13 protein-coding genes are annotated in these 12,497 nt (G+C 70.9%); 9 read left to right on the plus strand and 4 right to left on the minus strand.

Annotated elements, in window-relative coordinates; translation table 11 throughout:
* The first annotated feature begins 16 nt into the window (after nt 1-16).
* Entirely contained in the window at nt 17-1,426 is a 1,410-nt protein-coding gene (gene radA / locus ACZ7FF_RS40545; protein WP_470819206.1) for a DNA repair protein RadA, read from the plus strand.
* An 80-nt stretch (nt 1,427-1,506) separates the two neighbouring features.
* The gene (gene disA / locus ACZ7FF_RS40550) at nt 1,507-2,631 is read left to right on the plus strand and encodes a DNA integrity scanning diadenylate cyclase DisA (protein WP_470819207.1); all 1,125 of its coding nucleotides are present in this window, start codon (nt 1,507-1,509) and stop codon (nt 2,629-2,631) included.
* Between the two features lie 109 nt (nt 2,632-2,740).
* Here the strand turns inward: disA and ACZ7FF_RS40555 are convergent, their stop codons facing one another.
* On the minus strand, nt 2,741-3,547 hold the full coding sequence (locus ACZ7FF_RS40555) for a hypothetical protein (RefSeq protein ID WP_470819209.1): 807 nt from the start codon (nt 3,545-3,547) through the stop codon (nt 2,741-2,743).
* Between the two features lie 180 nt (nt 3,548-3,727).
* On the opposite strand from ACZ7FF_RS40555, the gene ACZ7FF_RS40560 reads away from it, so the two are divergent.
* The 5 genes from ACZ7FF_RS40560 to cseC all read left to right on the plus strand — a co-directional run bounded on the left by ACZ7FF_RS40560 (nt 3,728) and on the right by cseC (nt 8,160).
* Complete coding sequence (locus tag ACZ7FF_RS40560; RefSeq protein WP_470819211.1) at nt 3,728-4,603, plus strand: HhH-GPD family protein; 876 nt, start codon at nt 3,728-3,730, stop codon at nt 4,601-4,603.
* A 283-nt stretch (nt 4,604-4,886) separates the two neighbouring features.
* On the plus strand, nt 4,887-5,426 hold the full coding sequence (locus ACZ7FF_RS40565; RefSeq protein WP_067006350.1) for a SigE family RNA polymerase sigma factor: 540 nt from the start codon (nt 4,887-4,889) through the stop codon (nt 5,424-5,426).
* Nucleotides 5,414-6,070, plus strand: a complete 657-nt coding sequence (locus ACZ7FF_RS40570; protein ID WP_470819213.1) for a hypothetical protein — start codon at nt 5,414-5,416, stop codon at nt 6,068-6,070. Before ACZ7FF_RS40565 ends, ACZ7FF_RS40570 begins: the two co-directional genes overlap by 13 nt.
* 34 nt (nt 6,071-6,104) lie before the next feature.
* Complete coding sequence (cseB, locus tag ACZ7FF_RS40575) at nt 6,105-6,809, plus strand: two-component system response regulator CseB (protein WP_470819214.1); 705 nt, start codon at nt 6,105-6,107, stop codon at nt 6,807-6,809.
* Between the two features lie 10 nt (nt 6,810-6,819).
* Complete coding sequence (cseC, locus tag ACZ7FF_RS40580; protein ID WP_470819216.1) at nt 6,820-8,160, plus strand: two-component system sensor histidine kinase CseC; 1,341 nt, start codon at nt 6,820-6,822, stop codon at nt 8,158-8,160.
* Between the two features lie 67 nt (nt 8,161-8,227).
* On the opposite strand, the gene ACZ7FF_RS40585 is transcribed toward cseC, so the two are convergent.
* From ACZ7FF_RS40585 to ACZ7FF_RS40595, 3 genes are all read right to left on the minus strand, one after another.
* Nucleotides 8,228-8,671 (minus strand): VOC family protein, encoded by a 444-nt coding sequence (locus ACZ7FF_RS40585; RefSeq protein WP_470819218.1) that lies wholly within the window; start codon nt 8,669-8,671, stop codon nt 8,228-8,230.
* The gene (locus ACZ7FF_RS40590) at nt 8,668-9,156 is read right to left on the minus strand and encodes a helix-turn-helix transcriptional regulator (RefSeq protein WP_470819220.1); all 489 of its coding nucleotides are present in this window, start codon (nt 9,154-9,156) and stop codon (nt 8,668-8,670) included. Before ACZ7FF_RS40590 ends, ACZ7FF_RS40585 begins: the two co-directional genes overlap by 4 nt.
* A 184-nt stretch (nt 9,157-9,340) precedes the next feature.
* Nucleotides 9,341-10,912: an MDR family MFS transporter gene (locus ACZ7FF_RS40595; RefSeq protein WP_470819222.1), complete on the minus strand. Its 1,572-nt coding sequence runs from the start codon at nt 10,910-10,912 to the stop codon at nt 9,341-9,343.
* 157 nt (nt 10,913-11,069) lie between these two features.
* Here ACZ7FF_RS40595 and ACZ7FF_RS40600 point away from each other — a divergent pair, with 157 nt between their 5' ends.
* Both ACZ7FF_RS40600 and ACZ7FF_RS40605 read left to right on the plus strand, forming a co-directional pair.
* Entirely contained in the window at nt 11,070-11,669 is a 600-nt protein-coding gene (locus ACZ7FF_RS40600) for a TetR/AcrR family transcriptional regulator (protein ID WP_470819223.1), read from the plus strand.
* A 210-nt stretch (nt 11,670-11,879) separates the two neighbouring features.
* On the plus strand, nt 11,880-12,497 hold the full coding sequence (locus ACZ7FF_RS40605) for an HAD family acid phosphatase (protein ID WP_470819225.1): 618 nt from the start codon (nt 11,880-11,882) through the stop codon (nt 12,495-12,497).

Genomic DNA, 12,497 nt, shown 5'->3' on the forward strand with positions numbered 1-12,497 from the left:
GGGCTACGGTTTCCGCATGGCTGCCCGTACCAAGACCACCAAGGACCGACCGTCGTACCGCTGCACCGAGTGCGGCTGGCAGACGGCCAAGTGGCTCGGCCGCTGCCCCGAGTGCCAGGCCTGGGGCACGGTCGAGGAGTACGGCGCGCCCGCGGTGCGGACGACGGCACCGGGCCGGGTCACCAGCTCCGCGGTGCCCATCGGGCAGGTCGACGGCCGGCAGGCCACCGCCCGCTCGAGCGGCGTGCCCGAGCTGGACCGGGTGCTCGGCGGTGGCCTCGTGCCGGGCGCGGTGGTGCTGCTCGCGGGCGAGCCGGGCGTCGGCAAGTCCACCCTGCTGCTGGACGTGGCCGCCAAGTCGGCGAGCGAGGCGCACCGCACCCTCTATGTGACGGGTGAGGAGTCGGCGAGCCAGGTGCGGCTGCGCGCGGACCGCATCGGCGCCCTGCACGACGATCTGTACCTGGCCGCCGAGACCGATCTGTCCGCCGTCCTCGGGCACTTGGACGAGGTCAAGCCGTCCCTGCTGATCCTCGACTCGGTGCAGACGGTGGCGTCCCCGGAGATCGAGGGCGCCCCCGGCGGCATGGCCCAGGTCCGCGAGGTGGCCGGGGCGCTGATCAGGGCGTCCAAGGAGCGGGGCATGTCCACGCTCCTCGTGGGCCATGTCACCAAGGACGGCGCGATCGCGGGCCCCCGCCTCCTGGAGCACCTGGTGGACGTCGTCCTGCACTTCGAGGGCGACCGGCACGCGCGCCTGCGCCTGGTGCGGGGCGTGAAGAACCGCTACGGCGCCACGGACGAGGTCGGCTGCTTCGAGCTGCACGACGAGGGCATCACCGGCCTCGCCGACCCCAGCGGCCTCTTCCTGACCCGGCGCGACGAGCCGGTGCCGGGCACGTGCCTCACCGTCACCCTGGAGGGCCGCCGCCCGCTGGTGGCCGAGGTGCAGGCGCTGACCGTCGACTCCCAGATCCCCTCCCCGCGCCGCACGACGTCGGGCCTGGAGACGTCCCGGGTGTCGATGATGCTGGCCGTCCTGGAGCAGCGGGGCAGGATCAGCGCGCTCGGCAAGCGGGACATCTACTCGGCGACGGTCGGCGGTGTGAAGCTCTCCGAGCCGGCCGCCGACCTGGCGATCGCCCTCGCGCTCGCCTCCGCGGCCAGCGACACCCCGCTGCCGAAGAACCTGGTGGCCATCGGCGAGGTCGGCCTGGCCGGCGAGGTGAGACGGGTCACGGGTGTGCAGCGCAGGCTCGCCGAGGCGCACCGGCTGGGCTTCACGCACGCGCTCGTACCGACCGATCCGGGCAAGGTCCCGCCCGGCATGAAGGTCCTGGAAGTCGCCGACATGGGGGACGCGCTGCGGGTGCTGCCGCGCTCCCGGCGCCGAGAGGCCCCACAGGAGGCGGAGCAGCGCCGGTAGACTTTGCCCAGGTCTCGCCCGTCCGTACGAACAGAGTGCGGGAACGGGAGCGCGTCAGAACCTGCGACCGGAGGAGTGCAGTGGCAGCCAACGACCGGGCAGCAGCTCCCGGAAAGTCTGGTGGGAGTGCCGGTTCCGATCGCCTGATGCGCGCCTCGCTGAGTGCCGTGGCACCCGGTACGGCACTGCGGGACGGCCTCGAGCGCGTGCTGCGCGGCAACACCGGCGGCCTCATCGTCCTCGGCTCCGACAAGACGGTCGAGGCGATGTGCACGGGCGGCTTCGTCCTGGACGTCGAGTTCACCGCCACCCGGCTGCGGGAGCTGTGCAAGCTGGACGGCGGCATCGTGCTGTCGTCGGACCTGTCGAAGATCCTGCGCGCCGGCGTCCAGCTGGTCCCGGACCCGACCATCCCCACGGAGGAGACGGGCACCCGGCACCGCACGGCGGACCGGGTGAGCAAGCAGGTCGGCTTCCCCGTCGTGTCGGTCTCCCAGTCGATGCGCCTGATCGCCCTGTACGTGGACGGTCAGCGCCGCGTCCTGGAGGACTCGGCGGCGATCCTCTCCCGCGCGAACCAGGCGCTGGCCACCCTGGAGCGCTACAAGCTCCGGCTGGACGAGGTCGCGGGCACGCTGTCGGCGCTGGAGATCGAGGACCTGGTGACGGTGCGGGACGTGTCCGCCGTCGCCCAGCGTCTGGAGATGGTCCGCCGCATCGCCACCGAAATCGCCGAATACGTGGTCGAACTGGGCACGGACGGCCGGCTTCTCGCGCTTCAGCTGGAGGAGTTGATCGCCGGCGTCGAGCCCGACCGCGAGCTGGTGGTCCGGGACTACGTCCCCGAGCCCACGGCGAAGCGCTCCCGCACCGTCGACGAGGCCCTGTCCGAGCTGGACGCCCTGTCCCACGCCGAGCTGCTCGAAATGGGCACGGTGGCGCGGGCGCTGGGCTACACCGGTTCGCCCGAGACCCTCGACTCCGCGGTGTCCCCGCGGGGCTTCCGCCTGCTGGCGAAGGTGCCGCGGCTTCCGGGCGCGATCATCGACCGCCTGGTGGAGCACTTCGGCGGCCTGCAGAAGCTGCTGGCAGCGAGCGTCGACGACCTGCAGACGGTGGACGGCGTCGGCGAGGCCCGGGCGAGGAGCGTGCGCGAGGGGCTGTCGCGGCTGGCGGAGTCGTCCATCCTGGAGCGGTACGTCTGAGCTCCGGCCGGGCACATCACCGTCCGGCCACGCCGGGTGCACCACCGTCCGGCCACCGTCGGGCGCATCGCCGGCCTTCGGTCCCCGCGCCCCTGGCGGGGCGTGGCCGCTAGTCCGCGGACAGCACGAACGACGCCTGGACCTTGCCGAAGCCGGGCGCCTTCGCCTCCAGGAGGTACGTTCCGGGCTTGGCCGAGCCCGCCGGCGGGGTCGCGCACTGCGCCGCACTGGGACTGCGGTCCCACTTCACGGTGTACGTGATGCTTTTGCCCGCCGGCACCCGGAACAGCAGGCTCCCCGCGCCCTTGGGGCAGTCGGACGACGACCAGAAGGTCTTGTCGCCGTCGGCCGGCGTGATGGTCAAGACCGCGTTCTTCGGACCGAGATCGACCTTGCAGTCGCCGGACGAGCTGTTCTTCGCGACGAGTTCGAAGGCGGGCGTCTGGTCCGGCGAGTAGGAGTTGTGCAGGCTGCGCAGGCTCAACGACAGCGCTCCGGACGTGCAGTTGGGCAGGGTGGAGGACGCCGGGAGCGCGTCCCCCGTGACGACGCCGCCGCCACCGGAGGCAGAACCGGATCCGGAGCCGTCACCCGAGCCGGAGGAACCGCCCCCCGAGCCGTCCGAACCGCCCCCGTCGCCGGAACCGCTCCCGCCGGAGTCGCCGCCGCCCGACTCGTCACGACCGCCCGGGTGTTGGCTGTACGCGGGCCCCGACTCGGACGGCCCCGGGGTGATGGTGTGCGCGGGATTCTTGCCGTTGGACTCGTCGGAGCCCTTCTTGCCGCCCCCGCCGCCGGACGTGACGATCCACGTGGTCAGTAGCGCCAGCACGGCGACCACCGACACCAGTACGACCCTCCGTCGCCAGTAGATGGAGGAGGGAAGCGGCCCGACCGGATTGCGCAGAGATCCCACGGACCGAACTGTACGAGAGATCGGCGCGCTCCCTTGCGTCACCCGCCGCGCGCGCACCAACTTTTCCGGATCATCATCCCGGCAACTGCCTTCATGGGCAGGGCTCTTCGCATTCCGCCACGCACGGTGACCACGCCATCACCCACGACGCCCGCCGATGCGTGGCAGGATCGGAAGGCCATGACTGAGAAGCTCCACGCCCCCGTGATCGCCTGGTTCGACATCCACGCCCGCGACCTCCCCTGGCGCCGCCCGGAGGCGGGCGCGTGGGGCGTGATGGTCAGCGAGTTCATGCTCCAGCAGACACCGGTGAACCGGGTGCTGCCCGTGTACGAGCAGTGGCTCGCCCGCTGGCCGCGCCCCGCCGACCTCGCGAAGGAGGCCCCGGGCGAGGCGGTGCGCGCCTGGGGCCGGCTCGGCTACCCGCGTCGCGCCCTGCGGCTGCACGGCGCCGCGGTCGCCATAACGGAACGGCACGGCGGGGACGTGCCGACGGACCACGCGCAGCTGCTGGCGCTGCCCGGCATCGGCGAGTACACGGCCGCCGCGGTGGCCTCCTTCGCGTACGGGCAGCGGCACCCGGTGCTGGACACGAATGTTCGCCGGGTCCTGGCGCGGGCGGTGACGGGAGTGCAGTACCCGCCGAACGCGACCACGGCGGCCGAGCGGCGCCTGGCGCGTGAGCTGCTGCCGCAGGACGAGGGGACGGCCGCCCGGTGGGCCGCCGCCTCCATGGAGCTGGGCGCTCTGGTGTGCACGGCGAAGAACGAGGGGTGCCCGCGGTGCCCGATCGCCGCCCGGTGCGCCTGGCGGCTGGCGGGCAAGCCGGAGCACCAGGGGCCGCCGCGGCGCGGGCAGACGTACGCCGGTACGGACCGGCAGGTGCGCGGCAAGCTGCTCGCCGTGCTGCGGGAGGCGCACACACCGGTGCCGCAGGCGCTGCTCGACCGGGTGTGGCACGAGCCGGTGCAGCGCGCCCGCGCGCTCGACGGGCTCGTCGCGGACGGTCTGGTGGAGCCGCTGCCGGACGGTCTGTACCGGCTGCCGCTGAGCTGACGCACAGCCAAGTCACAGCCTCCGCACCCCTGTTACGAGAACTTCGGCCCCAGGAATCGGCAACAAACCCCTTATAAAGGGACATTACGGCACGTCTTCTTACCCCGATCCCGCGGCCGTTACACAACCGACGGATAGCCGATTGCTAGCCGAAGGCTGGTCCGCACAGCGCCGTGACAACCACTCCGTAGCTTCTTTTCCGTGCCCGGCAGACCACGGGGACAGCGGAACAGCGGGACTTCTGGCGAAAGCCGAAGCAAACGGGGAACGGAGGCGGTTGATCATGGCGCAGGGCGAGGTGCTCGAATTCGAGGAGTACGTCCGCACCCGGCAGGACGCGCTGCTGCGCAGTGCGCGTCGGCTGGTACCGGACCCCGTCGACGCCCAGGATCTGCTGCAGACCGCGCTCGTGCGGACGTACGGCCGCTGGGAGGGCATCGCCGACAAGCGGCTCGCGGACGCCTATCTGCGCCGGGTGATGATCAACACCCGGACCGAGTGGTGGCGGGCCCGCAAGCTGGAGGAGGTCCCGACCGAGCAGTTGCCGGACGCGTCCGTGGACGACTCCACCGAGCAGCACGCCGACCGGGCCCTGCTGATGGACATCATGAAAGTCCTCGCACCGAAGCAGCGCAGTGTCGTGGTGCTGCGACACTGGGAGCAGATGTCCACGGAAGAGACGGCCGCCGCCCTCGGCATGTCGGCCGGTACGGTCAAGAGCACGCTGCACCGGGCGCTCGCCCGGCTCCGCGAGGAGCTGGAGGCCCGCGATCTGGACGCACGCGCGCTGGAGCGTGAGGAGCGGGAGCGTTGCGCGGCCTGACCGGGCCCGGGTCCGAAGGGACCCGCGGTGGTTCTCTGGCGGTGATCGCGGCGGTGGCCTCGATCGCCGCCCTCGGCCTTTTCGTCGCCGCGTGCGGCACGGGCGGCATGGGCGCCCGGGACGAGGGTCCGGCACACGCGTCGGCCGTGGCGGGCGCCGCCGTCGCCTCCCCGGCTCCGAGCGCGACCGGCCGGTACCGGCGAGTGGACGCCGTGGCTCTGCTCAAGCAGGACCCCGCCGTCTCCGGCACGGTCAAGCGCGAGCTGAAGCCGTGCAGCGGCAACGAGTACCCGGTCGACGTCTCGTACGGCGACCTGACCGGAGCGCCGGTGGACGACGTCGTCGTCAACGTCCTGACGTGCACCGACGCCGTCGGTATCGGCTCGTACGTGTACCGGGACGAGGCCGGCACGTTCAAGAACGTGTTCAAGACCGAGGAGAGCCCGGTCTACGCGGAGATCGACCAGGGCCAGCTGTCGGTGACGAAGCAGTTCTACGAGAAGGGCGACCCCATCTCCAACCCGTCCGGGGAGATCGTGACGCCCTACACGTGGAAGGCGGGACGGTTCACCCCCGGTCAGAGCGTTCGCAACGTGTACAGCAAGACTGCCGGAGAGGGCGCGACAGCGCCGCCCGACAACTGAGACCCCCCCCATCACAAGGACAGAGAGCACCGGGATGGCAGACCAGACCCACGTCCTGTTCGTCGAGGACGACGACGTCATCCGCGAGGCCACCCAGCTCGCGCTGGAGCGGGACGGCTTCGCGGTCACCGCCATGCCCGACGGCCTCTCGGGCCTGGAGGCGTTCCGGGCGGACCGGCCGGACATCGCGCTGCTGGACGTGATGGTGCCGGGCCTGGACGGGGTCAGTCTGTGCCGCCGGATCCGGGACGAGTCGACCGTGCCGGTGATCATGCTGTCGGCGCGCGCCGACTCCATCGACGTCGTCCTCGGCCTGGAAGCGGGCGCCGACGACTATGTGACCAAGCCGTTCGACGGTGCGGTGCTGGTCGCCCGGATCCGGGCGGTGCTGCGCCGCTTCGGGCACGCCGGCGGGTCCGCCCACCCGGACGAGACGCCGTCCGGGGTGAACGGCGGCACCCTGACCTTCGGCGACCTGGAGGTCGACACCGAGGGCATGGAGGTGCACCGGGCCGGGCAGCCGGTGGCACTCACCCCGACCGAGATGCGGCTGCTCCTCGAGTTCTCCTCCGCGCCGGGCACCGTGCTCTCCCGTGACAAGCTGCTGGAGCGCGTGTGGGACTACGGCTGGGGCGGGGACACCCGGGTCGTCGACGTGCATGTGCAGCGGCTGCGGCAGAAGATCGGCCAGGACCGGATCGAGACGGTCCGCGGCTTCGGCTACAAGTTGAAGGCCTGAGCGGGGCGGCATGCGGGGGATCTTTCGGCACCCGGCCCGGCGCATGGAGCGCGTGGGCCTGCACACCGGGCTCAGATGGAAGCTCAGCGCGGCGATCGCGCTGGTGGCCGGGCTCGTGGCGATCGCGCTGAGCCTGGTCGTGCACAACGCGGCCCGGGTCTCGATGCTGGACAACGCACGCGACCTCGCCAACGAGCGGGTGCAGCTCGCCCAGGGTTACTACGAGCGGTACCGGCGCTCGAACTTTCCCGACATCAAGATCGACGACCCCGGGCTGCCGCGCGCGATCCGGGAGAAGGTCGAGGACGGCCGCCGGGCCAGCGACGTCTCGGACCGCGGCGGGGGGCCGCCGGACATCTGGGCGGCCGTACCGGCCAAGGACGGGCATGTGCTGTCCCTGCACAGCCGCCTGCCCGACCGCTCCATGGACGTGATGAAGGACCTCGACCAGGCCCTGGTCATCGGCTCCATCGCGGTCGTCTTCGTCGGCAGCGCGCTCGGCGTGCTGATCGGCGGGCAGCTGTCCGGGCGGCTGCGCAAGGCAGCGGCCGCCGCCAACCAGGTCGCCAACGGCGAGACCGACGTCCGGGTGCGGGACGCCATCGGCGGTGTCGTACGGGACGAGACCGACGATCTCGCGCGCGCCGTGGACGCCATGGCGGACGCGCTCCAGCAGCGCCTGGAGGCCGAGCGGCGGGTGACCGCCGACATCGCGCACGAGCTGCGTACCCCGGTGACCGGTCTGCTGACGGCCGCCGAGCTCCTGCCGCCGGGCCGGCCCACCGAGCTGGTCCTGGACCGGGCCAAGGCGATGCGGACGCTGGTCGAGGACGTGCTGGAGGTGGCCCGTCTGGACGGCGCCTCGGAGCGGGCGGAGCTGCAGGACATCATGCTGGGCGAGTTCGTCGCCCGCCGGGTCGCCGTCAAGGACCCGGACGTGCTCGTACGGGTGGTGCACGAGTCGGAGGTCACCACCGACCCCCGGCGGCTGGAGCGGGTGCTGTTCAACCTGCTCGCCAACGCCGCCCGGCACGGCCGGCCGCCGATCGAGGTGACCGTGGAGGGCCGGGTCATCCGGGTCCGCGACCACGGCCCCGGCTTCCCCGAGGAACTGCTCGCCGAGGGCCCGAGCCGCTTCCGTACCGGCAGCATGGACCGTGCCGGCCAGGGCCACGGCCTGGGCCTGACCATCGCGGCCGGCCAGGCCCGTGTGCTCGGCGCCCGCCTGACCTTCCGCAACGTCCGCCCCGTCGGCGTCCCCGAGCACATCCCGGCCGAGGGCGCGGTGGCCGTGCTGTGGCTCCCGGAGCACGCCCCGACCGCCACCGGCAGCTACCCGATGCTGCCCTGAGCCGGGCGGCACGGGCCGAGGGCGCCCACCGGCCGGGGCCGGGGCCGGCGCCCGGGACGCCGTCCGCTCAGGCCCAGTCCTTGTCCATGTCCAGGTCGCCCTCGCGCCGCTGGGTGAAGGAGAACCAGTTGCCGGAGTCGTCGCGGAACAGCGCCTCCGTGCCGTAGGGGCGCTCCTGCGGCTCCTGGAGGAACTCCACCCCGCGCTCCTTGAGCCGCTTGTAGTCGCCGTGGATGTCGTCGGTGGCCAGTACCCCGGCGCCGAGCGCCCCCTTGGCGACGAGCTTCTTCATCATCTCCGCGGACTCGGCGTCCATCGCGGGCGGCCCCGGCACCATGAGCGTCAGCTCGACGCCGGGCTGGTCGGGCGCGCCAACGGTCAGCCAGCGCATTCCACCCTCCCCCATGGTCATGTCCGTACGGACCTCCAGGCCCAGCTTCTCGGTGTAGAACTCCTTGGCCCGGTCCTGGTCGAGGACCCAGACGGTGGTGATGGCGAGTCCCTTGATCATGGCTCTGCTCTCCTGTCGGCGGCGTCGTGGGGTGGGAGGGATTCCCGTTCGTCACCGTAGGCAGGGCTTGCCCCGGCCCGCTTCTCGAATGTTGCGGTCCTGAAGCCGCCCGCCCAGAGCATGGCGTAGCAACCGGGTATGAGGGAGGCTCCGCGGCGCACGTGCTTCGCCCGGTACTCGCTCGGGGCGAGTCCGGTGCGGGCCTTGAAGCGGGCGGAGAAGGTGCCGAGGCTGCTGAAGCCGACGAGGGTGCAGATCTCGGTCACCGTGAGATCGGCGCTGCGCAGCATCTCCTCGGCCCGCTCGATCCGCCGGTGGGTGAGGTACCGGCCGGGCGTCTCGCCGTAGACGTCCTTGAAGGCGCGCAGGAAGTGGTACCGCGAGTACCCGGCGCACGCGGCCACCGCGTCCAGGTCGAGCCCGGGGTCGGCCCAGTCCCGGTCCATGGCGTCCTTGGCCAGCCGCAGACGGCGGATCTTCTCCATGGGGCCGATGGTGGCACGCGGCACTGACAGTCGTCCCCGAGGAGCCGGGCCGGCGCGGCCCCGGCAAAGGCGAAGGCCCCCGGGGCGGACACCCACCGGGGACCTTCGGTCCAGGGACTGTTCGGTTTGGGACCACTCGGCCGAGGAACCGCTCCCGTTCGGGGAGAGGTCGGCTCGGGAGTGCTCAGACCGCCTCGACGATCGGCGCCGGAGCCGCGTCCGCACCGTCGGCCGGGGCCTTCTGCGGACCGCCCTTCAGCGGCACCTCCTTGACGAACAGCGAGGCGATCAGGACCAGCACCGCGATCACCGAGCCCAGCAGGAACGCCGAGTGCGTACCGGCGGACACCGCGTGCTGGTAGGCCTCGCGGGCCACCGCCGGCAGCTTCTCCAGGCTCTTCGCGTCCAGCTGCGCGGACTTCTCGGTGATGCCCTTGCCCAGCGCGCCGGCCCGCTCGGACATGACGTCCTTGACCCGGTTGTTGAACAGCGCGCCCATGATGGCGACACCGAACGAGGAGCCGAGCGTACGGAACAGCGTCGTGGACGAGGACGCGACGCCCATGTCCTTCATCTCCACGCTGTTCTGCGCCACCAGCATGGTGATCTGCATCAGGCAGCCCATGCCGAGGCCCAGCACGGCCATGTAGACGCCCGAGGTGAAGCGGGTCGTGTCGGTGTCCATGAGCGACAGCAGGTACAGGCCGACGATCATGAGCGCGCCGCCGACGATCGGGAAGGCCTTGTAGCGGCCGGTGTTGGTGGTGACCCGCCCGGCGACCATGGAGGTCACGAGCATCGCGCCGAGCATCGGCAGCAGCAGCAGACCGGAGTTGGTCGCGGACGCGCCCTGCACCGACTGCTGGTACAGCGGCAGGAACAGCGTCGCACCGAACATCACGAAGCCGGTGATGAAGCCGATCACGGACATCAGGGTGAAGTTGCGGCTGCGGAAGATGCGCAGCGGCAGCACCGGATCTGCGGCCCTGGTCTGCCAGAACACGAACCCGACCAGCGCGACGACACCGATGGCGATCAGTTCCATGATCCGCGCGGAGGTCCACGCGTACTCGCTGCCGCCCCAGGTGGTGACCAGCACGATCGAGGTGATGCCGACGGTCAGCAGCGTCACGCCCAGGTAGTCGATGCCCGCCTTGGACCGCTTCTTCGGCAGGTGCAGCACCGCGGTGACCAGCACCAGGGCGACCGCGCCGAGCGGCAGGTTGATGTAGAAGGACCAGCGCCAGCCCCAGTTGTCGGTGATGGTGCCGCCGACCAGCGGACCGCCGATCATCGCCAGCGCCATCACGCCGGCCATCATGCCCTGGTACTTGCCCCGCTCCCGCGGCGGCACGAGGTCGCCGATGATCGCCATGACGCCGACCATCAGACCGCCGGCGCCGAGGCCCTGCACGGCACGGAAGCCGATCAGCTCACCCATGTTCTGGGCCATGCCGCTGAGCGCGGAGCCGACCAGGAAGATCACGATCGAGCTGAGGAAGGCGCCCTTGCGCCCGTACATGTCACCGAGCTTGCCCCAGATCGGGGTCGAGGCCGCAGTCGCCAGGGTGTAGCCGGTGACCACCCAGGACAGGTGTTCCAGGCCGCCCAGTTCGCCCACGATCGTCGGCATCGCCGTGCCCACGATCATGTTGTCGAGCATGGCCAGCATCATCGCGATCATGAGCGCGAGCAGGACCACGCGCACGCTCTTCGGTTGTTTGCCCTCCTGGGCGCTTTCCACTGTGTCCGCCATCTCTTCCCACTCCCCCTGCGGAAGCTACTTACTTGCCGCCCGGCTAGTTACTACACTGGGTAAGGTAGCCCCGCTACTAGCCGGGCGTCAAGTAAGTTTGACCGAGGGCCTAGCCGGTCGGCAAGCAAGTTTCCGCGGGAGCGCGAGGAGTACGAGGATGGACGTCACCATGGACGGCACCAAGCAGCAGCGCCGCGGCAACACCCGCCAGCGCATCCAGGACGTCGCGCTCGAACTCTTCGCGGAGCAGGGCTACGAGAAGACCTCCCTGCGCGAGATCGCCGAGCGTCTCGACGTCACGAAGGCGGCTCTGTACTACCACTTCAAGACGAAGGAAGAGATCATCGTCAGCCTCTTCGAGGACCTGACGAAACCGATCGAGGACCTGATCGAGTGGGGGCGCAGCCAGCCGCACACCCTGGAGACCAAGCAGGAGATCGTGCGGCGCTACAGCGCGGCCCTCGCCGGCGCCGAACCGCTCTTCCGCTTCATGCAGGAGAACCAGGCGACGGTGCGGGAACTGCGCATCGGCGACACCTTCAAGGACCGGATGAAGGGCCTGCGGGACATCCTCATCGATCCGGAGTCCGACCTCGTCGACCAGGTGCGTTCGGTCAGCGCGATGTTCACGCTGCACGCGGGGATGTTCGTGATGCAGGACCTGGAGGGCGACCCCGAGAAGAAGCGCGACGCCGTCCTCGAGGTCGCCCTGGGCCTGATCACCCAGGCCCACGAGCACGCCCACAGGGCGGACTAGCCGGACCTTCACCTACCCGCGGAGAGCGTGGACGTACGGGACGTCGACGCTCCCCCAGGACCGCCCGACTTGCGGGCCCGGGCACAAATGTGACGCACACCTCTGTACGCCTACCGTTCAGTAACCCTACGGTTCCCCTCGCGCCACCCTCACCACAGATCATGCACCTGCCATATCCGGCACGCGTTGGACGTGAGAGGACCCCCACCGATGACCAGTCGCCCCTGGGCGCGCCGCATATCCGTGACCACCGTCTCCGTGGCCGCCCTGGCCGCGCTGGCCGCCCCGGCCCACGCCGCGGACGCCACGGCCACCACGAGCAGTTCCGCCGCCAAGGTCGACTACGCGACCTGGCAGAAGGACTGCCAGGGAGTCATGGACCAGGCCCTGCCGTACCTGAAGGACCGCATCGCCGCCGCCCGGCCCGGCGAGAAGCAGGCCATCGTCTTCGACATCGACAACACCACGCTGGAGACCGACTTCGGCTTCCACTACCCCCAGCCGGCCAACAAGCCGGTGCTGAACGTCGCCAAGTACGCCCAGGAGCACGGCGTCTCGCTCTTCTTCGTCACCGCCCGCCCGGGCATCATCGAGGCGCCCACCGAGTGGAACCTCGACTACGACGGCTACGACGTCTCCGGCCTCTACGTCCGCGGCTTCTTCGACCTCTTCAAGGACGTCGCCGCGTACAAGACCGCCCAGCGCGTCGACATCGAGAACAGGGGCTACACGATCATCGCGAACATCGGCAACAGCGCCACCGACCTCTCCGGCGGCCACGCCGACAAGACGTTCAAACTGCCGGACTACAACGGCCAGTTGTCGTGA

The sequence above is a fragment of the Streptomyces sp. NPDC037126 genome (genome assembly GCF_055605965.1).

Bases quoted from the DNA above. Each gene is read 5' to 3' on its own strand.
- ACZ7FF_RS40600 (WP_470819223.1), top strand. From the start codon at position 11,070: ATGGACGTCACCATGGACGGCACCAAGCAGCAGCGCCGCGGCAACACC.
- cseC (WP_470819216.1), top strand. From the start codon at position 6,820: ATGCGGGGGATCTTTCGGCACCCGGCCCGGCGCATGGAGCGCGTGGGC.
- ACZ7FF_RS40590 (WP_470819220.1), bottom strand. From the start codon at position 9,156: ATGGAGAAGATCCGCCGTCTGCGGCTGGCCAAGGACGCCATGGACCGG.
- ACZ7FF_RS40585 (WP_470819218.1), bottom strand. From the start codon at position 8,671: ATGATCAAGGGACTCGCCATCACCACCGTCTGGGTCCTCGACCAGGAC.
- ACZ7FF_RS40595 (WP_470819222.1), bottom strand. From the start codon at position 10,912: ATGGCGGACACAGTGGAAAGCGCCCAGGAGGGCAAACAACCGAAGAGC.
- radA (WP_470819206.1), top strand. From the start codon at position 17: ATGGCTGCCCGTACCAAGACCACCAAGGACCGACCGTCGTACCGCTGC.
- ACZ7FF_RS40560 (WP_470819211.1), top strand. From the start codon at position 3,728: ATGACTGAGAAGCTCCACGCCCCCGTGATCGCCTGGTTCGACATCCAC.
- cseB (WP_470819214.1), top strand. From the start codon at position 6,105: ATGGCAGACCAGACCCACGTCCTGTTCGTCGAGGACGACGACGTCATC.
- ACZ7FF_RS40565 (WP_067006350.1), top strand. From the start codon at position 4,887: ATGGCGCAGGGCGAGGTGCTCGAATTCGAGGAGTACGTCCGCACCCGG.
- ACZ7FF_RS40605 (WP_470819225.1), top strand. From the start codon at position 11,880: ATGACCAGTCGCCCCTGGGCGCGCCGCATATCCGTGACCACCGTCTCC.